Genomic DNA, 22,364 nt, shown 5'->3' with positions numbered 1-22,364 from the left:
GTTCCCATCCTGCGACCCTCAGTGGAATACGAAGTGACGGGACTGTCAAGGTCTCGCAGCGCGGGATTGGTGGATTCTCAAAGGGCGAAACGGGCGGTTCTGCTTGACAACCCGGCCCGTGCGTACTCTACTCACCGACGATGTGTGAACGTTCACACATCGCGCTGAGGCGCAGATCCACCCTGCGCCGCATCGGCGACGACGGTGGCAGGCGGCGCCGGTGGCAGGCGACGCCGGATATCCCGTGCGTGAGGAAGGCGGAAGTCGATGACGAGGCATATGGGGGCTTCTCGGAGAGCGGCTCTGGTCGGATCGATCGCGGTGGCGTCGATGTGGGGAGCGGGATCGGCGGCGCAGGGCGCCGGCGGGGCGGACGGGTCGCCGGGACAGGCGCGTCCCGCCGCCCACGCCGTGGCCGACAAGTCTGCCGCGGTCCCCGCGGCGACTCAGCCTGTGGCGATACGGCTGGAGCCACTGGGTGCCTCGATCACCTACGGGTATCAGAGCTCTACCGGCAACGGCTACCGCGGCCCGCTCTACGACGAGCTGACCGGCGAGGGGCACCAGCTGGACTTCGTCGGTTCGGTCCGGGCCGGCACGATGGCCGACCCCGACAACGAGGGCCACTCCGGCTACCGCATCGACCAGGTGGCCGCCCTGACCGACGCGTCGCTGGCCACGTACAAGCCCAACGTGGTGACGCTGATCGTCGGCACGAACGACCTGTTCCAGCAGTACCAGGTGGCCACCGCGCCGGCCCGGCTGAGCGCGCTGGTCGACAAGATCCTGGCCGACGACCCCGGCGTCACCGTCGTCCTCGCCGACCTGCCGGTCTCCACCGACGTCAACGTCGCCGCCGGGGAGCCGGCCTACAACGGCGCGATCGCCCCGCTGGTCCAGGCCAAGCAGGCCGCGGGCAAGCACGTGCAGTACGTCGACATGGGCGCCCTCACAGTCGCCGACCTGGCCGACACCGAGCACCCCAACGACGTCGGCTACCAGAAGATGGCCGACGCCTGGAACGCCGGCATCCAGGCGGCCGCCGCTGCGGGCTGGATCGTCCCGCCGACCAGCCTCGGCGCGCCGTCCGCCGCGAGCGAGGGCGCCGTCGCCTCCGGCGTCGCGGGCAAGTGCCTGGACGTCAACGGCGGCAACAGCGCCAACGGCACCGCCGTACAGCTGTGGTCCTGCAACCGCTCGACCGCCCAGGCCTGGACCTCCTATTCGGACGGAAGCCTGCGAGCACTGGGCAAATGCCTGGACGCCACAGCGGCCGGGACCGCGAACGGGACCAAAGCAGAGCTCTACGACTGCAACGGAACTGCGGCGCAAGTCTGGCAGTCCTACAAGGGCGGCCTGCGCAACCTGGTCTCGGGTCGCTGCCTGGACGATCCGAACGCCTCCACCACGGACGGCACCCAGCTGGCCCTGTGGGACTGCAACGCCGGCGCCAACCAGAAGTGGACCCTGCACCCGGCGACCGGCCCGGTCACCGCGGGCCTCGCCGGCAAGTGCCTCGACGACGCCGGGAACGCCGGCGCCAACGGCACCAAGGCGGATCTGTGGACCTGTAACGGAACCGCGGCCCAGCAGTGGAACCTCGTCAACGGCTCCCTGCGGATCAACGGCAAGTGCCTCGACGTCACCACCAGCGGTACCGCGAACGGCACCCTCGTCCAGCTCTACGACTGCAACGGCAGCAGCGCCCAGTCCTGGCAGCCGGGAGCGAACTCCAGCCTGGTGAACACCGGCTCGGGCAAGTGCCTCGACGACCCGGGATCCTCCACGACCGACGGGATCCAACTGGACATCTGGACCTGCAACGCCGGAGCGAATCAGCGCTGGACGCTTCCGTCCGCGTAGTGGGTCGCCGCATGCGTTTGCCGCACAGATCCGGAGAACCTCGCCAACACCTTCAGGAGTGGAAGATGTCCCTGATACGCAGACAAGTACTACGTCCGCGACGTTCCATGCTGCCGATAGCGGTGGCGGCGGCGATGACCGTGGCGAGCCTCGGCCTCGCGGGCAGCGCCATGGCCGCGAACCCGCGCGCCGTACTGGCCGTGCCGGCCGCCGTCCCCACGGCCGTGCCCGGCGCACCGGCCGGTTTCACCACCACGTGGTCCGACGACTTCAGCGGCGGCTCCAACGCGGGCCTGAACACCGGGACGTGGAAGTACGACACCGGGCCGGGCAGCAGCTTCGGCACCGGTGAGATCGAGACGATGACCAGCAGCACCTCGAACGTCTTCACCGACGGCAACGGACACCTCGTCCTCAAAGCCCTGCACTCGGGTTCGGACCCGAACTCGGGCTGGACCTCCGGGCGGGTGGAGACCCAGGCGGCGACCTTCGGCGCGCCGGCCGGCGGCGTCGTCATGATGCAGGCCTCGATCCAGCAGCCGAATCTGAACACCTCCAACGGCGCCGGCTACTGGCCCGCCTTCTGGATGCTCGGCTCGACGCTGCGCACCGGGACGGTCTGGCCGGGCTCCGGCGAGGTGGACATCCTGGAGGACGTCAACAGCCGCAGCTCCGTGTTCGGGACGCTGCACTGCGGCGTGAACCCGGGCGGCCCGTGCAACGAGTCGACCGGGATCGGCAGCGGGGAGCGCGGCTGCGGCGGCTGCCAGACCGGCTACCACACCTACGCGGTGCAGATCGACCGGTCGGTGTCGCCGGAGCAGATCCGCTGGTACCTGGACGGCGCGAACTACTTCACCGTCAACGCCACCCAGGTCGACGCGACGACCTGGGCCAACGCCGTGGACCACCCGTTCTTCATCATCTTCGACCTCGCGATGGGCGGCGGATTCCCCGCGGCCTTCGGCGGCGGCCCCAACAGCGCGACCGCCTCCGGCGGCCAGATGAACATCGACTACGTGGCCGTCTACAACAAGGCACCCGGCGGTTCCGGCGGTGCGGGCCAGGTGGCATCCGGAATGGCCGGCAAGTGCCTGGACGACCTGGCCGGCGCCACGGCCAACGGCACCAAGGCCGACCTGTGGGACTGCAACGGCACCCCGGCGCAGCACTGGCAGTTCGTCGGCAGCACCCTGCAGACCAGCGGCAAGTGCCTGGACGTCACCGGCTTCGGCACAGCCAACGGCACCCTGGCCGAGCTGTGGGACTGCAACGGCGGCGCCAACCAGGTCTGGCAACAGGGCGCCAACAACTCCCTGGTCAACCCGGCCTCCGGCAAGTGTCTCGACGATCCTGGCTTCGCCACGACCAACGGCACGCAGCTGGACATCTGGGACTGCAACGGCGGCGTGAACCAGAAGTGGACCATGTCCTAGCAACTCGTCCGGGTGAGGGCGCCGGGTACAGCTGCCGCTATGGCGCTGTTCCCGGTGCCGCCGCCTTGCCATCGTCAAGGCCAGCCTGCTTCGGCGGCCCGTCTGATGCAGCCGGTCGGTGTCCGCACCGTTCCGGCCGCGCCGGGTCAGCACAGCTGATATTCAGGGATCTTGGCCTCGCTGGCGAACTTGTTGGCCATCCACATCATGGCGTGCAGGGCCGTCCGGTTCGCGAACGTCCAGTCGCGCAGCCGTATCCGCCGTTGCGTGGGCGGAGCCAGGAACGGTCCTGCGCTGCCTGAGCGCGCGATCTTCGTGGGCTTATACATCCGCTTGTCGTACGCGGCGAGGGCGGCGGCGTGATCCCCACTGTTGGCGACGAGCTCGCCGGCCAGTACGTAGGCGCCGATCAGCGCCAGGCCGGTGCCGAAGCCGCCGAGGGTGTTGCCATAGCCCGCGTCTCCGAGCAGGGCGACGCGGCCCCGCGTGAAGGCGGACATGCGGGTGCGGGCGAGTGCGTCCAGATAGAAGTCGGGTGCGTCGCGGCAGGCTTCGAGCATTTGCTGCACGCGCCATCCGGCGTCGGCGAAGTGGTCTTCGACGAAGCGCCGTTGTGATTCGGTGTCGGATCGGTCGTAGCCCGCCCGGTCGGCTTTGAAGAGGAACAGGCTCGGCGCCTTCTGTCCGCCGAGCACGGCCAGACGGCCCGGCGTGTTGTAGGCGTAGGCGACGGCGCGGCCGTCCGGTCGGCGTGTCTCCAGACCCGTGGTGGGTGCCTGTCCGGAGGCGAGCGCGTAGTAGTAGCCGAGCGGTAGCACGCACTCATCCTCCGGGCCGAAAGCCAGGGCCCGGACCGCCGAGTGCATTCCGTCCGCCCCGACCACGAGGTCGAAGCGTTCGGCGGGGCGGCGGGCGAATTCGACCTCGACCCCGGTGGCGGACTGCCGCAGGGCGACCACCTCGTCGCCGAACACGTACTCGGCGACGTCGGCGCTGGCGCGGTGCAGGATTGTCACCAGGTCTCCGCGCAGGATCTCCACGTCTCCGCCGAGGAACTCTCCCGGGATCACGGCCTTGACCCGCTCGGCCTCGTCGATCAGGCGCCAGTCCGTCTTGGCGGTCTGATGCGCGTAGACCTCATCGAGTACGCCCATGCGAGTGAGTACATGCCGGTGGGTGCGTCCCTTGAAGTCGACGGCCTGTCCGCCCGGGCGCGGGCCGGGCGCCTTCTCGACGACGGTGACGTGAAAGCCGTTGCGGCCGAGCCAGCCGGCCAGCGCCGGCCCGCCGATGCCGGCTCCGGAGATCAGGACTTTGGGGTCGGGCATGAGTGGGTCCCCCTGCTTCAGAAAAATGCGTCTCATGGACACAGTAAAGAATGGCGTACCATGGACGCAATTCGAGGGTGCCGGGAGGGCGACGCGATGACCGCACAGAGCCGGGACGACGCACAAGCACGGCTCAGCGGCGTGGCAGACCTGCTGTGGCGCACGAGGCCGCCGGGCCGGCGCGGCCCCAAACCCAAGCTCACTCCGGAGCAGATCGCCGACGCCGCGATCGCCATCGCCGACCGCGGCGGCCTGCCGGCCGTCACGATGCAGCACGTCGCCGACGAGCTGGGCACCGCCAAGATGGCGCTGTACCGCTACGTCCCCGGACGCACCGAAGTCGAAGCCCTCATGCTCGACCGCGCTCTGGGCACGCCCTGCGAGCCGGAGCAGGACGCCTGGCAATCAGCGCTCACGCGCTGGGCGACGAAACTCTACGAGTGCGCCTCCCGGCGGCCCTGGTCCATCGAGCTCATCCAGCGCCCGCACCTGCCCGGACCGAACGAGCTCGCCTGGTTCGAAGCCGGGCTGTCCGCGATGGGGGAGCTGCCACTGGAGGGCGGCGAGAAGCTCGACGCGCTGGCGATGCTGTCCGGCCATGTCATGTCGATCATCAGGCAGCAGGCTGCGGGCCTCACGCCGGAAAGCGAACTCGCCGCGGCCCTCGCCCCGATCCTGGAACAGCGAGCCGGCGAGTACCCGCTGACGGTGGCGGCCTTCGCACAGTCGGAAAAGAGTGGCCGCGACGGCGCCCTGCGCTTCGGCATCGAGCGGATGATCGCAGGCATCGAGGCACTGGCCGCCGAACGCTTGAGGGGCCGTCAAAGCAAACGCTGACCGGAAGCCGCCGAGTGCGCGGCCTCTGCGCAGTCCGCCGGGCTGTGGCGTAACTCCGACATGTCAGGACCCTTCCGATCATTCTGTCCGGTTGGTATATACCAATCAGGCGCAGACAATCGAAAGGATCTTATATGCCTGGGTCGGGAATGAGTGCGCTGAGACGGCGGCTCGCTGTCGCCGGGGCGGTGGTCGCCCTGGCAGCGGCCGGCTCGGCGATGCCTGCGTCGGCGTCGGCGTCGGCTTCCGCGTCGGCGTCCGCGTCGGCCGCACGGGCGGCGACGGCGACCACACGGATCAGCTCAAGCAGCGCGGGAGCCCCCGGCAACGCGGAGAGCGACGCCCCGTGGGCGACCGCGGACGGGCGCTACGTCGGATTCAGCTCCAGCGCCACCAACCTGGTGCCCAACCAGACGAACTTCACCGAGGACGCGTTCGTCCGTGACCGCGTCACCGGCACGACCGAGCGGGTCAGCATCGCCACCGACGGCACCCAGGCGGTCTATCCGAGCAACCGGCCGCGGATCACCGCCGACGGCAGGTACGTGGTCTTCGACACGTTCTCGCCCAACCTGGTCCCCGGGGACACGAACAGCCGGACCGACCTGTTCCTGCGCGACCGCACCGCGCACACCACCACCCGGATCAGCGTGAGCGCCACCGGGCAGCAGAGCAACGGCGACAGCTACTGGGCGTCGATCACGCCGGACGGCCGGTACGTCGCCTACACCTCCGACGCGACCGACCTGGTGCCGGGCGTCGCCACCGCCTACGACAACGTCTACCTGCTCGACCGGCAGACCGGCAGCCTGCGCGTGGTCAGCGAGACGGCCGCCGGCGTGCTCGGCGACGCCACCAGCCAGACGCCGGTGATCAGCGCGGACGGCCGGTACGTGGCCTTCGAGTCCCAGGCGGGCAACCTCGTCGCCGGCGACACGAACAACGCGATGGACGTCTTCGTCAAGGACCTGACCACCGGCGCCGTCCAGCTGGTCAGCGTCACCGCCGCGGGCCAGGAGTTCAGCGGCGGCGGCGCCACCGGCGACGGTGTCGACATGTCGATGAGCGCGAACGGCCGGTACGTGACCTTCGTCGGCCAGCCGCCGAACCAGAACGCCCAGCTCTACGTCCGCGACCTGGTCCTGAACACCACCAAACTGGTGAGCGTGGGCTCCGACGGCAAGCCGGGCACCGGCGGCACCTATGAGGGCTCGATCAGCCCGAACGGGACCTCCGTGGCCTTCACCACCGGCTCGACCAACATCGTGCCGGGCGCGCCGCCCTACTTCAACTCCTACGTGCGCAACCTCGTCACCGGCACCACCACCCTGGCGAGCCTGACCTCGACCGGGGCCCCGATCACCGAGTCCACCGGCGAACTCGCCATGAGCAACGCCGGATTGTGCTTCCAGTCCTACGCCAACAACGTCGTCCGCGACACCGTCGGCCGGATCGGGCAGATCTACTTCCATCCGCTGTAGAGAACGGCGGTCACCGGGACCCTTTTGATCCCGGTGACCGTCCATCCGCCCGCCGAGCCCGCAGAAAGCGTGCCGAGCCCTCCGAGCCCGCCGAGCCCCCCAGCCCTACGGCCACTGCGGCGTCACAGCCGAAACCGTGAACACCACCACCAGATCCTTGATCAGCTCCCGCGTGAACCAGGACCGGACAGCCGCCGTGTCCGGCAGCTGGAACTGCCACTCTCCCAGCGGCGACGTCCCCACGAACGTCCGCCACGGCGCCGCGCCCGGGTGGCGGGTGCCGGCGACGCCGCCGCCGGTGACCACCTGGCCGGTCGTGACGGCCGCGCCGGGCGTCACATGCGTGACCGAGAGCACGGTCAGCTCCTCGGCCAGCGAGTCGTCGCGGACGGCGAACAGCGTGAGCTGCTCGACCTCGATCCCGTCGAGGTTGCGCGGGAAGTCGTCGGCGGTCAGCGGCAGCGTGAGGCGCATCCGGTCGGCCGGGTCGTCGAGCGCGTCCGGGTTGTTCAGCGCGAACCAGGCATCGGAGAACTGGTCCCGCACGCTGAACGTCGCGTCCGCGCTCACCGTGCCCGACAGGGTCCTGATCACGTCGTCCCGGTACTCCGTGCTGGACAGCGCCGTGTACTCGACGGTGAGCAGCACGTCGGAGATGGTGCGGTAGTCGAACGGGTTCGCCGGCTTGGGCAGCTCCAGCTGCCAGACCGTGTCGACGCCCATGCCCTCGAACGGGCCCAGCTTGCCGTCCTCCGGAGCCAGCTCGAACAGGCCGGTGGCGTTGACCGCCGAGGTGAAGGCGATCGACTCCGGGTCGCGGCGCATGGTGACGGTGTCGAACGTGTCCCGCACCACCACCGCCCGCGACACGCCGGACGCCGACAGGGTGGCGCGCAGGCCGCGCACCGGCGGCAGCAGCGCCAGCACCGACAGCCGGATCCGCTTGACCAGCCGCAGGTAGTGGCCGGGGAACTCGGCGTCGAACAGGCTCTGCGGCGTGGCGAAGGTGAGCACCCCGGTGTTCCGGAACTGCTGCATCTCCACGGCGGCGAACCGGGACAGCGGCAGCGTGTGGGTCAGTTGCAGCTTGCGCCGGTCGGTGTCGAAGGCGAACTGGTCGAGCTGCGCGATGTCCTGGAGCAGCCGCTCGGCCGCGGTCAGGCCGCGCCGGTCCGAGCTGACGCCGAGCGCGCCCGGGTCCGGCGGACCCTGCCAGTAGTCGGCCTGGATCAGCTCCCGGCTCGGCTCCTGGCGTTCGAAGGCCAGCTGCGCCTGCGCGAGCCGGGCCAGCGTGGTGGCTTGCTGAAGGAAGTACGCGTACACCCCGCCCAGCACCCCGCTCATCCACTCGAACAGCGCGCTGTTGGTGAACTTCGTGGCCAGGAAGTCGGCGGTCTGCGTCGCGTGTTGCAGGTTGAGCGCGGCGATGCCCTGGTCGGCGACCGCGATCTGCTGCTGGGTCTGGGCCGAGGTGATCTGGTTCTCGCCGATCTCCACGTCCCGCGTCGCGACGGCGCGCTGGAACAGCCAGTCCTGCTCCCGGCGCTCGAAGCTCGCCTGCAGGCCGTCGACCTGGGCGTCCAGGGAGGCGGCCTGCGACAGGGCCCCGGCCGTGGCGGTGGCCCCGCCCAGGATCGACGTCGGGTTCTCGATCCCGTTGAGTACGGAGCTGAGCCCGGTCAGCGCCGCGACCCCGGTCGCCAGGTCCGCGGCTTCCCCCAGGTGGTCGAGCTGGTCCTGTTCGTGGGAGTTCAGGCCGGCCGCGATCAGCTGGTCGAAGTGGCCGGCCTGGAAGGCGGCCTTGTCGCGCTGGGTCTGCGCCGCTGTGACGGCCTCCCCGGCCGCGGTGACCTTCAGCCCCTCCACGCTCAGCGCCGCCCCGGCCGAGGCCAGGTCGCGCTGGGCCTGGGCCTCGCTGTACGCGGCGTTGTCGGCCTGCACCAGCGCGGACAAGTAGGTGGCCTCCACCTGCTGGGCGGTGGTGACCAGGTTCTTCGCCCGCTCGATCAGGGTGCTGTACCGGTACTGGCTGGGCAGCGTACTGGACCCGCCGGCCGACAGGTCGGTCTGCCCGGCGATGTTCAGTCCGGCGTGGATCTTCGCCAGGCCGTTCGCGGCGCGCTGCCGCAGCGACTGCCAGACCGGGTTCTCCGGGAAGGGGATCCCCGGCCCGAACTCCGGCTGTGCCTCGGGCAGCCGCAGCAGGTCGACAGCCGTCTGATAGAACGACTGCGCGCGGGCGTTGGAGTCCGGCGTGCTCCGGCTGAACTCCGCGTCGCCGAAGCCGAGGAAGCACTCGATGATCGACATCACGGTGAACTTCGTGTAGGCGCCCTTGCGCTTGCGCGCGGTCAGGTGCGGGTTCAGCTCGGCGGTCCGGGCCAGCCAGTCCGGCAACCGGCCGAAGTCGGAGGTCAGGGTCGCCTCGAAGCCCAGGCCGGTGTAGATCAGGCGGTCGGCGCCGGGCAGGTTGAAGGCGAACACGGTCCGGTACCAGTCCAGGGCCGCCTGGAAGTTGCCGGAGTCCTGGAGCTTGCGCCCCACCGCCATCGGCACCAGCCAGAACACCTCGCGCACATGCTGCGGGACGTCCTTCTCGGCGGTCAGCCCGGAGGTCAGGGCCGCGCAGGTCTGCCGCAGGGCCGCCAGGTCCTGGTTGGTGCGCTGGTCGGTGAGCGTGAACCCGGCCGGCAGGCCCGGCGCCTGCGCCGCGCTGTCCCGCAGGTAGCGCGCGACCGGCCCGCGCTCCGGATCGGGGTTCCGGGCGTCGCCCGGGCTCAGCGAGGGCCGCCGGGCGAGGTCGACGAGCAGCGCCTGGAAGGCGGCGGTCGGCACCAGCTGGATGTCGTTCGTGACGAACTCGTCGACGAACGCGTTCGGCCGCACCTGGTTCTCCGGGTAGGCGAACGTGGTGATCGCCGACCGCCAGCGCGGGTACGACGACAGCCAGACGAACTCGAGGTCGAAGTCGGCCAGGTTCTCCTGGACCAGGGTGTCCCCGCCGGGCCCGGCGAACACCCCGGACCGGGCCCCGACCAGCAGCTCCTGCACCGAGTCCACGGCCTGCACCACCCGGGAGGTCCGGGCGTCCGAGGCGGCCTGCAGATCGATGCCCAGGTGCCGCGACAGCCGCTCGGCGGTGACGGCCGCGGTCTCGGCCGGGCTCTGCCGGGCGCCGAGCTCCGCGAGCAGCGCGTCGCGCAGCGCCGGCAGCGTGCGCACCTCGACGGAGTCCACCCCGTCCTGCGCCGCCTGGTCCAGATCAGCGGCCTGCTTCGCGCGGACGTGGACCGTCCGCAGCCACTCCAGCCGCAGGTTCGACGGCCGCCGCCAGCGCTTCGGGTCGGCCGGCCCGGCCGAGTTCAACGCGGTGTCGACCACGAACGTCCCCGGGGCCAGCACCACGTGCGCCGCCCGCTCCTCGATCCGCCACTGCCGGAACAGCCGGCTCTTGCGGCTCTGGACCAGGATGGAGCCGATGTCCTGCCACTCGTCCTCGGTCAGCGTCGCGCCGGCCACCAGCTGCCGGAGCCGGACCAGGTAGCGGTACGCGTCCGGGGACACCCCGAACGGGAGCAGCGCCTCGCGGATGTCGACGCCGGCCGCCTCCTGCGCGGTCAGCGCCGCGAGATCCAGCGAGCGACCGTCGGTGGTCAGGGTCGCGGCGGTCAGTGCCGTGTCGAACCCGGCGGGGGTGCGGTTCGCCCCGGACAGCGCGGCCGCCTCGTCGGTGAGCAGCTGCGCGACCTGCTGGCCGCGCTGCACCCACAGCACGCGCGCCGGATCCGTGGCGTCGCGGACCACGAAGTCGCCGTCGTCGACCAGGTCCGGGTCCACCACCGGCAGCGCGCCGGCGGCCTGGTCCCGGTCCCGCTGGTCGTCGGAGAACCACTGGTCGCGCAACGCGTCCCGCTGCCACAGCAGCAGCTGCGCGGTGAGGTGCGGGACGGTGAGGTCGTCCGGCGCGGTGGTCCGGAAGCCGAACAACGTCTCCAGCTGCGCCTCGGTCAGGGTGGCGGAGTCCAGCAGCAGCTGGTCCAGCCGGTCCGGCCGGGTGGTGGAGGTCAGCACCCCGATCCGCGCGCCGAGCGCGGCCCGGGTGGCGTCGTCGGCGCCGCGGGCCAGGCGCAGCTCGGCGAAGTCGGTTCCGATGGTGCGCAGCAGCGCCTGGTACGCGGTGAACCGGTGGTTCCGCTCCAGGGCGTCCGGCGGCGCAGTGGTGAACTGGGTCCGCAGGATCTCGACGGCGAGCCGCGGCTGGAGTACGTCCCGGACCGCCTCGGCGTGGTGCGCCGGATCCAGGATCCCGGCCAGCGGCTGCTTGATCCGGGCGGCGACGTCGGCGACCGCCGGCGCGCCGGCCGCCCCGGCGATGCGCAGGTCGCGGTTGGCCAGGCCGAGCAGCTCGGCCAGATAGGACGTGGTGTCGAAGGCCAGCTCGACCGGTCCCTGCGGGATCTTCACCCGGACCGAGACGAACACGGTGGCCGAGCCCTCGTTGCCACGGGTGTCGGCGGCGAATATCTGGACCTTGGTGCGGCCGACCGGGAAGTCGAGGTTGTTGATCGACCAGCTCACGGCGGTGTTCGGCCCGGTGACCGAGTCGGCGTTGTGCCGCGGGCTCTCCGGGTCGTTGTCGTGCTGCAACGTGTACTGGACGGTGGCGATACCGGAGGTGTCCGTGGCGGTGCCGGTGATCGCCGGAACGTGGAACGGCGGCTGGTCGACGGTCTTGTCGTCCTCGAAGGCGTTGACCGAGACCTGGGGCGGGACCGAGTCCGGGATCTCCAGGACCAGGTGCAGGCTGTCGATGATCTGGAAGGAGAAGCTGTCCCCGGGATTGTCGGGGGTGAGGACGATCACGGTGGCCTCGAAGGTGACCGTGACCGGGTCGCCGTGGTGTGCCCCCGCCGGCGCGCTGCCGGTGACCGACCAGGTGTTGTCCGGGTTGATGGTGGCGGCGGTCTTCGGCCCTCCAGGGACGAAGGAGACGAAGATCGCGTTGAGGCCCTCGGTCGCGTTCGGCTCGGGCGGCGGTTGTCCGTCGTCGCCGATGAACCCGCGCACCTCGAACGGGGTGGACGGAACGGTGCTGCCGTTCGGTGGACTGCTGAATCCGACTGTGATGCCCATGAAAAAGATTCCTCCGTGAGTGTTTGTGGACCGCGAGAGCAGCGAGCGCGACTACAGCGGAGCGGTGATGATGGCGGCGATGGCGGCCAGCCCGATCCCGATGATGGCCACGACCCCGTAGTTGCGAGCCGCCTGCTTGTGCTCCTCGGGAGTCAGCGGCCGCGGGCCCGGACTGTCGCTGTCGCCGGGGCCGTCGCCGTCGACCGGTCCGAAGGGGCCGGGCTTCTCAATGATGAGAGGCGGATCCGGCGTCTTCCGGAGGGACTCGCGCAGCGAGTCGCGGTCGGAGTCCGTGGCGGACTGTCTCTGCTCCGGCTGTCGTTCTTCCCGCCTTTGTTTGTCACTATCGCTGTAGTTGTAGCCGATCTGTCCCGGGATCACCCGTCCGGCCTCGTCCCTGATCAGCCAGAGGCTGTAGACACGGATGAACTCGCCCTTGTCGACCACGACGTTGGTGAGCACGACGTTCTGCTCGAAGGCGCTCGCCTGGTCCAATACCGTGCCGGGCTTGTAGAACAGCGGGTTGCCGGGGAACGCCAGCTTCTGCCCGAACCTCACCTGCTTGTTCACCTGCGCGGTGGTGCGGGACGAGCCGACCAGGCGGGCGGGCTTGAGCTCATAGACGTGTCCGACCTTGACCCCGTCCTCCAGAACGTTGATCAGCAGGTCGAGCTCGCCCCGGGACTTGCCCGACAACGACCCGCCGGGCGCGGTCAGGATGCCGTTTCTGGCCAGATCCGCCGCCAGGCCCTGGGTGTCGACGCGGGCGTCGTAGCCCAGGTACTGCAGCCGGCCGGCCAACACCGGGAGGATGTCCCGGTGGGCCTCCGACCCGAGGACCGGCGGGACCTTCTGCGTCAGGTCCGGGCCGATGGCCGGCGCGCGCCCGTCGGGGTCCACCAGGCGCAGCGGGTTGGCCTTCGCGTACCAGTAGGAGTTGAGCACGTCGGCCGTCGGCGGACTGACCGGGTGGCCCAGGCCGCCCAGCGGTTCGCAGGACACCCAGCGCGCCGTCCACGGCGCGTAGTACCGCGCGGAGGTGAGGACCAGTGAGCTCTCCTCCTCGCGTTCCTTGCCCAGGAACCGGAAACGCTTGAGGGTGAAGCTGCCGAAGCTGGTCTCGCCGTACGGCGTGTACTCCTCGCGGTTGATCACCGCGCCGGTGCCGTCCAGCACCGCGGTACTGCTGCCGAGGTGGTCGGTGAGCTGGTAGCTGGTCGCCGGGCTCTTGTCGCCGGGGCGGGCGGGGCCGGTGCGGAGCAGCGCGACCCGCCGCCGGACGTCGAACACGTGCAGATGGTTGTTCTGCCCGGGGGCCGTCCCGCCCCAGCGCTGGTGCTCGAAGGCCTCGCCGATGTAGTGGGTGACGTCCACGGTGCCGCCTTGGCGGCGCACCAGCTTCTTCACGCGCTCACCGTTGGTGTCGTACAGGTACTGCACGTGCACCGACGGCTCGGAGCCCGGCGTCTGCGTGGCGAAGGCCTTGAGCCGGTCGGCATGGTTCCAGGAGAAGTGCCGCGCGGCCGCCTCGCCGGTGGTGTTGCCGTTGGCGTCGTAGGTGTAGTCGATCGGCGTGCCGCCGACGGTGAGGCGGTGCAGCCGGTCGTTGGCGTCCTCAGGGATGAACCCGCGAGTGAACGAGCCGCCGGTGCCGGTGTGGCTCAGCGAGGTCAGGGTATTGACCTGGTCGTACTGGTAAGCCTCCTGATACCCCTTGGCCTGGGTCCGGTCCGCACCGCGCGGCGCGTCCAGCCACGGGTCGCCGGTCGGCGGGGATGCGAACTCCCGGCCGGTCGCGGTCAGCAGCCGGTACACCGGGTCGTAGCCGAACCTCCGGTTCAGCGCGTCGCCGGAGCCCAGGAGCTTGCGCAGCACCGGGTCGGTCTCGGTGAGCGCGTCGGGATTGTTCGGGATGCCGCTGCCCGGCGTCCGGTCGCGGAATCGCAGGACATTGCCGACCAGGTCGTAGTCGTACCCGTGGTCCTGGACCGCCGCGGTCCCCACCGGTTGGTAAGTGAGGTCGTCGGCGGTCGTGAACTGCTCGCTGCGGGTCCGCAGCAGCCGGAAGGTGTCCCGGTCGTAGGCGTGGCGGGTCATGGTGCCGTTGCCGTAGGCGATCAGCGAGCGCTGGCCCTTGGCGTCGTAGGCGATCCGGGAGACGTGGACGACGCCGCCGAGCTGTATCCGGTCCACCGCGCCGGACCGGTCGTAGGCCAGGGTCAGCACCTGCCGCTGGCCGCCGGCCTCGGCCGGGTACGTGTGGCTGGTGATCCGGCTGAGCGCGTCGAACCCGGAGGTCGTCTGGTAGGAGGTCGCCTCCAGCAGCGCCGCGTCGTGGGCGCTCTGGGTCTGACCCGCGACCGGGGTCCAGTCGACCTGGAACGGCGTGATGTCCCAGCCCTTGGCGGCAGCGTTCTGATACACGGCGGCCACCGGAGCGTCCGCGATCACCCGGCGCCCCGTGGACAGCACGTTGCCGAGCAGGTCGGCGCGGTCGGTGGTGACCAGGCCGGCGTCGTCGTACTGCCGGACCGGGCGGCCCAGCAGGTTCACCGCGGCGGCCGCGGCCCGATCCGACGCCGGCTGCGCCGGATCGCCGGCGTCGCCGTACTCGATCCGCTGGCGCAGGGTCGTCGGCCCGGCCTTGTCGTCCCGGGCCCAGAGCCGGATCGGCCGGTGCAGCCGGTCGAACCCGCCCAGTTGCAGGGCGCCCTTGGAATCGCGGCTCTCGATTGCGCTGCCGAGGGCGTCGGGAATTGTGTCGCGACGGCCGGCGTCGGCGCCGTCGACCCGCCAGCGCCGGCCGAGCAGGTCGAAGGCGTAGCCGAAGGCCTGGCGGCCGAGGGCGTCGGTGACCGTGAGCAGATGGCTCTGGATGTCGTAGGTGAACCGCGTGGTGAGGAGGGCGTCGGGCTGCTGGCTCGCGGCGGTCCGGGCGACGCTGCGCACGGTGCGGCCCAGCGCGTCGACCTCGATCGAGGCCGGGGTGTCCCAGCTGCCGGCGAACGCCTGTGCTGCGGCGCCATGGGTGCGGCCGGCGTTGTCGTTCGCGTCGTAGGTGTACGTCTCCCAGGGCGTCGGCTCGAACGCGGCGGGGTCCTTGAGGTCCGCCGGAACGCCGGTGACGACCAGGCGCTCGCTGGCGTCCGGCTCCACGGTGCGGACGGCCTGGCCGCGCGGGTCGTAGAAGATCAGGGTCCGGCGTCCGAGCTGGTCGGCACCGGGCGGCGCGTAGGCGTAGTCGGTGCCGAAGTAGGGCTCGTATTTCTGGACGACCTGGCCCTTGTTGTCGTACACCTGGAGCCCGCTGACCACGACGTTGTCCGGGTCGGCCGGATTCCGGGTGCGGCCAGTGGTGGCGCCGGGCGTGCTCAGGTCGGCCGCGGGGATGATGTCCGTGCCGAACACCGGGTCGCCGAACAGGGTGTCCTCGGCCTGGGACCGGACCTGCACGATCCGGCCGAACCCGTCGGAGAACTGGACCGAGGTGATGGTCTCGTCCCGTTGCCCGGGCGGTATCGAGGTGTCGGTGTCGAAGTGCACGCGGCGCTCGGTGCGGTCCGACACGGGCTGTCCGCGTTCTGCGAAGGCCAGCAGGTCGTACGTGTGCCGGACGCTGGGCTTCGCGCCGTCGCCGGTGCCGTCGGCACCGTGCACGGACCGGGCGGCCAGCAGGCCCGAGGGCGTGTAGGCGGCCGTGGAGGTGTTGCCGTTGACGTCCGTGACCCGGCTGGGCTGCAGGACGCGGTAGTCGTGGTCCGCGGTGACGCTCAGGCCGGCGGCGTCGGTGGACTGCACGGCCAGCAGGTCGTGCTGGTCGTACCCGACAGTCGTCGAGGAGCCGAACGGGTCCAGGGCGGCGATCACCAGGCCCCGCGGCACCCGGGCGGGGTCGTGGACGTCATAGCGCCGGCGGGCGCCGACGACGTAGTAGCCGCCGGGCGAGCCGGGGACGTCGGTGTCGGCGTAGTGCTGGTAGCCGGCCAAGGGCGCGGTCAGGGTGCGAAACTCCTGCGGGTATTCCGCGGGCCAGGTAGTGACCCCTGCGGGGTCGAGGAACACCGGCCGCGGGGTGACGGCACCGGGGGCGGCGGGGTCGAACAGGGTACTGAGGAACCCGTCCGTGAACGCCAGCGTCTCGGTGCGGACCGGCAGTCCGTGCTCGCCGATCGCGCCCAGCGGCAGGCCGGCGAACGCCTCGCCGTCGTAGAACGTGCGGCTGTGGCCGATGAGGCGCTGGGTGGTGACGGGGCTGGGGGCGGGGGTGGGGCCAGGGCCGGCCGCGGCGCTCGCCAGGTCCAGGGCCGGGGTGCGGCCGTCGTTGACGATCTCCAGGACTGTGGTGCTCGCGACCCGGTCCACCAGGTAGTGGTCCGCGTCGTCACGGCGCGCGTACTGGAACGTGGTCCTCGTGGCCAGATAGGGCTCGGCCGAACTGGCGGCCACCCGGGGATCGCGGCCCCTTGGCACGGCGATCCGGACCTCGCCGATCGGCAGTCCGTAGGTGTCGAGGCCGGATTGCACGGTGAACTGTGTCAGCGGCTCGGTGCCGCGTTCCCACTGGGTGGTCCGGGTGGCCAGCGGGACCGGGAGGAAGACCCGCTCCCGGCTCTCGCCCGGTCGCGGCGGCGACTCCTCGCGGACGCCGGGCAGCACCTCCACCACGGTGTACGGCCGGTCGGCGCGGGAGGTGCCGTCCAGCGCGTACAGCTCGGAACGCAGCGGATGTCCCCGCATCGCTCGCAGTGCACTGCGACGCACGGTGCGGGCCAGGCCGTTGAGGAAGGCGGTCGTCTCCGGCGGCCGGGTCAGCATCGGCGCGTCGCCGGGCCAGTACTCGCTGCTGAGGTCGAGCTCGGTCCAGTCGCCCGCCTCCACGGCGGCGACCGGGCCGGGGTGGAACCAGCTCCGGGTCAGGGTGGGCGGCGAGAAGTGCCCGTCCGGAGCCGCGCCGGGACCGGTCTTCGGCGCGTCGGCGAAGGACTCGGTGTCGAACTGCTCGACCCGGGCGAACCCGCGGAACTCGCGCTCCACCCCGTCCCAGTAGCCGTGGTGATAGCGGTACTCGGTGGTCAGGCGGCCGCCGGAGATCGCGTCGACGACCTCGACGTGCGAGACCACCTGCACCGGGAACGGCAGGGTCGTGCGCCACCGGGTCGCCGCCTTGGCGTCGTCGCGCAGGAACTCCTGGGTGGACGTCCCGTAGCGGATCGAGGTCTGGGCGCCGAGATGGTTGTCGATCCCGGTCAGCAGGTGCGGCTTGACGCCGCCGGTGGGATCCAGGAACCACAGGTGCGGGCGGCCCGAGCCGTCCGCCGGGCGGCTGAACAGCACCCCGGAGGTGCCGGTGCCGTGCAGGTCGGCCAGCTGGACGTGGTCGGTGTCGACGAGCGGCGGGATGCCGGAGATCACGATCGGTGCGGGGGTCCAGGCGTTCCCGGACTGGTTGCCCCACAGCAGGATCCTGCGGTCGTCGACGTAGAGCAGGTCCGCGGCCCCGTCGCCGTCGAAGTCGCCCAGCAGGATCCGGCGCGGGTCGTAGCCGTCGGGCAGGCGCGGCGCGTGCCGCATGACGACCGGCTCGCCCCAGCGATTGCGGCCCAGGTTCGGCCAGTACTGGAAGCCGCCGCTGCGGATCAGGACGATGTCGTCCAACCCGTCGCCGGTCATGTCAGCCAGCCGGATCCGGGGGTCGGCGAGGTCGACGTCCGGGGCCGACCCGGCGGCCGGCAAGGACTGCGCCCAGGCCCGGCGCGGGTCGGGGTCGTTGAACGTCGCCAGCAGCCCCCGGGCGGTGGTCTGCAGGACGTCGGTGATGCCGTCGCCGTCCAGGTCGACGAGCTTCACGCCGGGATCGGCCGGGCTCGCGGCGGGAGCCAGCCGATAGGGCTGGAAGGACTGGCGCCGCCAGCCGCCGCCGAAGGCCATCGGAAAGTAGCCGGCCGGATTGTGGCCCCCGGTCAGGGACACCAGAAGGTCCGGGCGACCGTCGCCGTCGGCGTCGATCAGCTGCACGCCGGGATCGGCCAGGCTGAACGGCGGCGCCTCAGCCATCGGCCGCGGCAGCTCGAAGCGGCCACCGCCAGCGTTGGGCCAGTACCGCGGCGTCCCGTCGAACTGCACCAGATCCGGCAGACCGGCACCGCGCAGGTCCACCAGCGCCATAGCCGGATCGCCGGGCGCCGCGGCCGGCAGCGCGGGGCCGGTCAGCGGTTCGAACCGGCGGCCGGCGGGGTCGAAGGCGGTGTAGGTGAAGGTCAGCGGTGCCAGCGGCTCGGTGGTGGGGGAAGCGGGGGTTGGGGTTCCGGCTCCTGCTGCTTCGTCGATGCCGACGACGTCGATCCGGGTGAGCAGCGAGACGCCGGTAAACGGGGCGGAGGTGTAGCCGACCCGGTACTCCCTGGCCACGCGGCGCGTGCCGTCAGCGGTCTGAGTGGCGATGCGGATGGTTCGACAGCGCAGCGTGGTACGCACCTCGAAACCAGGCCGCCGGTCGGAACGCGCGTCGGGACGCGGCTCGTAGTCGAACTCGACAGCGACGAGGAACGAGGGGTCGTCACGGTCGCCGTAGTCGGCATAGGAGACGCGAGCGAGCAGCGGGTTGTCCCACCGATGGCCGGACTCGTCACCGTGGTCACTGAGGTACTCGTACCGAATCACGTTGCCAAGCGCGTCCCGGGCCTCAGTGAGCTGCCAGGCGAACACCCGACCCGGGTTCGCCGGATCCACGACCGCGGCAGGATCGCGCCAGCCGGCACCCGCCCCAGCCGGGCGAGCAGTACCGAAGCGAGCCACCGAACCATCCCGACCCCGGACCTCCCAGCGATCCCCGCTGGCATCGACAACGTGGTCGATCCGCGCGAACTGGCCCTCAGTACGGGGCCGATAGCGCGTCCGCCCGCCCGCCGGCGCAGCCACCGGCACCAGGTCATCAGCCCCGGCCAACACGAACACATCAGCCGCCTCCCCATGCGGCCCCGGCCCGTCCAGATAACGCGGCAGCCCATGAGACGTCCGCCGGGCAATGCTCCCAACACCCAGCGCCCACCCCAACCCGAACACACCGTTCCCATTCCCGGTGCTGTAACTCAACGCAAGCTGAGGCGCGAGCCCCAACCGCCCGCCCGGAACCACGACGGGCACCGAGAAGTTCCCTGTCCCAGTAAACAAATCCGGACTGAACTTCTCTCCCAGCCCACCAACCGCCCCCCCACCCTGCGGAAGCGAAATCACCGAACCAGCGGTGACCGTATCGGCCGCCACGTCTCCCATGCTGTACTCCCCCTGAAGCAGCACTCCACCTGATACACCTGGCACTTGGAGTCTCGCGATGAGCGTCGACGGTACGTCGACAGTTCGTCGACAGTCGTTCCCGCAGGTGGGGGGCGGGATGGCTCGCGTATCCTCCGGCAGCGATCGCGCCACCGTCACGCCTGCATAGCGCAACGATGGCGCCAGTCCAGGCTCCCCGTGCCGTCGGGTCAGACCGGTCACTGAAACAGGGTTCTGATTCACAACGCAAGTACGATCCCTGAGCTAATCCACCCTGATCCACCTGACCCGCCCTGAACACCACCGGGAGCCAGGATGAGCAGCACCACCCCCGCAGCCACTCACCATCACCACAGTCTTCCCTCAACTGGCCCCGCTGGCCCCCACGGCGACCCGGCTGCATCCCCGCCCCGGTTCGCCGTCACCGCACACCACCTCGGCCGGCGGACCGCTCCTATGGCCCGCCGCCGAGCCCTGGCCCCACTGCAACGGCCCCCACCCACCACACGGAATACCACCCACGTCCCTCCACGCCGCCCGCCCGCGACAGCTCACCCCCGGCCGCCCCTGGCCCGAAACCCCGGTCCCCCTGCTGCCGGTGGCCCAACTCCACACCCGCGACATCCCCACCCTGCACCCACCAACCGAAGCCAACCTGCTCCAAGTACTGTGGTGCCCCTTCGACCACCCCCCAGAGCCCAAGCCCAAAACCGCCCTGTTCTGGCGCTCCACCACTACGATCACCGACACCCTCACCACCCCACCCGAGCCACCAGCAGTACACCCCGACTAGGTGCCGGAACCATGCCTGCTCACCCCACGGGCCGGCCCCCCAGGAGTTCTAGACCCCCTACGAAGACCAAACCACCCGCGCCCCAACCACCGCGCACCCAACACGAATCGAGCTCGCCGGAGGATACGACCTCCAGCTCTACACCTGCCCGAACGCCCCGGAGCACCCACACCGCCCTGATCCAGTGAGGACTCCGCCGAGATCTCGCCGGAGTCACGTCTCCGGTGCGCACCCAGCGCCCGCACGCAGGTTGCGATTTCTCGTGGAGGACCTCGTGCACGGGCTTGCGGCACAACACCGAGGTTCCGCCTCCGCGTGACTTGCATGGAACCTCGGCAACGCCACGCGCGTGGACGCACGCCGAGCGGGGAGCGTTCCTACGCTAACCCGGCTGCGATCGTAGCGGCGGCCAAGCTCGAGGTGATCGCTTCTCGTGCTCGCCGTCGAAGGCTCCTGGAGTTCGGCAACTCATCCTTATGGCGCCACCGCGACATCGTCCAAGATACGGCGCCGACGCAGATGGAGCCCCGTTGCCTTTGGAAAAGTAAACCTTTTCAGCGGCCACCGCGCCGATGAAGTGGCGGCAGTCCACGGCCTGCCCCGGCGTGAGTGCAACGCTAACGGCATCCTGCAGACGTCGTCCGCTGCATGGATCTTGTTGCTCAGCCCGCCTCGGGGCCGGCCGAGCCGGGCAGCCACAGCGCGGGCCCTTGCGGCGTCGCCATGCGTCAGTACGATCCGCACCCGCCGACGTGTCCTTGATGTTCGCACTGGGCGTGGCCTGCGGCGCGCCACTCACAGCACTGGCGGCTGGCAACGGCCCGGTAGCAGCCACTGGCGACCGCAGCTGGATCAACGCCCACTTGGCATCCGTCACATCACAACGCGCCACACCCGAGTTCTGCCAGCCACCGCCGGACCTCATCAAGATCCGAACCCCGAACCGCTCCTGGCCGATCAGGATCAACGAAGTCAGTTGTCGGCAAGCACACCGCTGAATCAGGCCCCAAACGAAACGGACAGTCGTAGATCGTCGGAAGATTGATGAGCGCAGTAAAAGGAACGGCTCGCAAGCTTCCAGCGCTGTTCTACGACTTTCGGCCCCGATCGCTGGACAGGCACGCGAGTCTTGCTCAGGCCACACCGATCTGAACCCCGCCTTCGCGCGACCAGAAGTCCTTGCGAGATCGCCCGTTGATCTCGTGGGCTCAGCATGAGAGGGCGTGCAAGGTAATTGGCGGCGTCACACCCGACTTGGTAGCCAGTCGCTAAGAGTCTCCGAAGCTCTCAATGAGGGCCGCTAGCGTCGACTTGGCTTCCGGCGCCCATTCGGGATGTCCGCTGTCAACAGCTTCCCGAAACATGATTGCCGCGTTTTGGAGCTCGCCTTCCTTCCCATGAGTGCCATCCCACATTGAGAACATGCCCAGCCAGTAGGCCGCTTGCGGACGGTATTCCGGGTGTCCCGAATCGTGAGCCGCCCACAGGTGGCGTCTTCCCATCATGACCCTGTTTTGGGAGGCGTACAGCAGGCCGAGGGCGCAATGCCCGGCGGGCGTCCAGTCGGTGTGACCGGTGTCGATCGCTGTCTGATAAGCCGCGATAGCTTCCTCTATGCGCTCCAACTTCTCCAATATGTGACCATGCATCAAGGCGGCTTCACCGCGTGCCGCCGGATTCTCCGGTCCGTATCCCATCTTGGCCATGTCCAAGGCTTCGGGACTGGGTCCTTCGAGCCGGTATATGCGCTCGCTGAGTTTCACGGCCGCGATCGGCGAGTATTCGGGATCACCGACCTCCAGGGCGCAGCGGTACCAGCCGTCGATGGTCGGCGCTTCCGCGTCCAGAGCTTCGTGGCTGGCCGCCAGCATCATCGCAGTCTTGGCCTTGAGCTTTGGAGCGGCGAGCGTCAGCGAATATTCGAAGTTGGATATGGCTGTCTGATAGTCGTGAGCGTCATGGTGGGCGATGCCGATGTTGAAAGCAGCTTTTGCTTGAGTCTCCTGATCGCCGAACTCCAGGGCCGAGGTCCAGGCCTGGATTGCCTGAGCAGGCTCGCCGGCTTGCCACCGCAGGCCGCCTTGACTGTTGGCCGCTAGTGAGCTGAGTTGGAGATTCGGGTGCAGTAGTGGCCGATGGCGTCGATGATCTGCTCGGCGTTTCGGGTCCATCTGAATGGCTTGGCGTTGGTGTTCCACAGCATGATCCATTCCTCCAGGGC

At 70.1% G+C, this 22,364-nt stretch carries 8 protein-coding genes and 1 pseudogene; 5 read left to right on the top strand and 4 right to left on the bottom strand.

Going from position 1 to position 22,364, the window contains the following annotated elements; all coding sequences use genetic code 11:
• Positions 1-267: 267 nt before the first annotated feature.
• Positions 268-1,863, top strand: a complete 1,596-nt coding sequence (locus ABD481_RS00045) for a ricin-type beta-trefoil lectin domain protein (RefSeq protein ID WP_344663348.1) — start codon at positions 268-270, stop codon at positions 1,861-1,863.
• A gap of 65 nt (positions 1,864-1,928) precedes the next feature.
• A complete protein-coding gene (locus ABD481_RS00040) occupies positions 1,929-3,299 on the top strand; it encodes a ricin-type beta-trefoil lectin domain protein (protein WP_344663347.1) in 1,371 nt (456 codons plus the stop codon).
• A 146-nt stretch (positions 3,300-3,445) separates the two neighbouring features.
• On the opposite strand, the gene ABD481_RS00035 is transcribed toward ABD481_RS00040, so the two are convergent.
• Positions 3,446-4,627 (bottom strand): FAD-dependent monooxygenase, encoded by a 1,182-nt coding sequence (locus ABD481_RS00035; RefSeq protein ID WP_344663346.1) that lies wholly within the window; start codon positions 4,625-4,627, stop codon positions 3,446-3,448.
• A 96-nt stretch (positions 4,628-4,723) separates the two neighbouring features.
• Here ABD481_RS00035 and ABD481_RS00030 point away from each other — a divergent pair, with 96 nt between their 5' ends.
• Together ABD481_RS00030 and ABD481_RS00025 are read left to right on the top strand one after the other, a co-directional pair.
• Positions 4,724-5,464: a TetR/AcrR family transcriptional regulator C-terminal domain-containing protein gene (locus tag ABD481_RS00030; RefSeq protein WP_344663345.1), complete on the top strand. Its 741-nt coding sequence runs from the start codon at positions 4,724-4,726 to the stop codon at positions 5,462-5,464.
• A gap of 149 nt (positions 5,465-5,613) precedes the next feature.
• Positions 5,614-6,945, top strand: a complete 1,332-nt coding sequence (locus ABD481_RS00025; RefSeq protein ID WP_344663344.1) for a TolB family protein — start codon at positions 5,614-5,616, stop codon at positions 6,943-6,945.
• A gap of 105 nt (positions 6,946-7,050) precedes the next feature.
• On the opposite strand, the gene ABD481_RS00020 is transcribed toward ABD481_RS00025, so the two are convergent.
• Both ABD481_RS00020 and ABD481_RS00015 read right to left on the bottom strand, forming a co-directional pair.
• Entirely contained in the window at positions 7,051-12,078 is a 5,028-nt protein-coding gene (locus tag ABD481_RS00020) for a Tc toxin subunit A-related protein (RefSeq protein WP_344663343.1), read from the bottom strand.
• Positions 12,079-12,129: 51 nt separating this feature from the next.
• Positions 12,130-19,350 (bottom strand): SpvB/TcaC N-terminal domain-containing protein, encoded by a 7,221-nt coding sequence (locus ABD481_RS00015; RefSeq protein WP_344663342.1) that lies wholly within the window; start codon positions 19,348-19,350, stop codon positions 12,130-12,132.
• 598 nt (positions 19,351-19,948) lie between these two features.
• Between ABD481_RS00015 and ABD481_RS00010 the strand changes: the two genes are divergently transcribed.
• Positions 19,949-20,143 carry a hypothetical protein gene (locus tag ABD481_RS00010; RefSeq protein WP_344663341.1) on the top strand — a complete coding sequence of 65 codons (195 nt, stop codon included), beginning with the start codon at positions 19,949-19,951 and terminating at the stop codon, positions 20,141-20,143.
• 1,268 nt (positions 20,144-21,411) lie between these two features.
• On the opposite strand, the pseudogene ABD481_RS00005 reads toward ABD481_RS00010, so the two are convergent.
• A pseudogene (locus ABD481_RS00005) lies at positions 21,412-22,364 on the bottom strand (hypothetical protein); the annotation flags it as partial.

Source organism: Catenulispora yoronensis (genome assembly GCF_039531695.1).
GTDB lineage: Bacteria > Actinomycetota > Actinomycetes > Streptomycetales > Catenulisporaceae > Catenulispora > Catenulispora yoronensis.
Note: the sequence above shows the minus strand (reverse complement) of the source record. Positions and strands in the feature narration are given on the sequence as shown.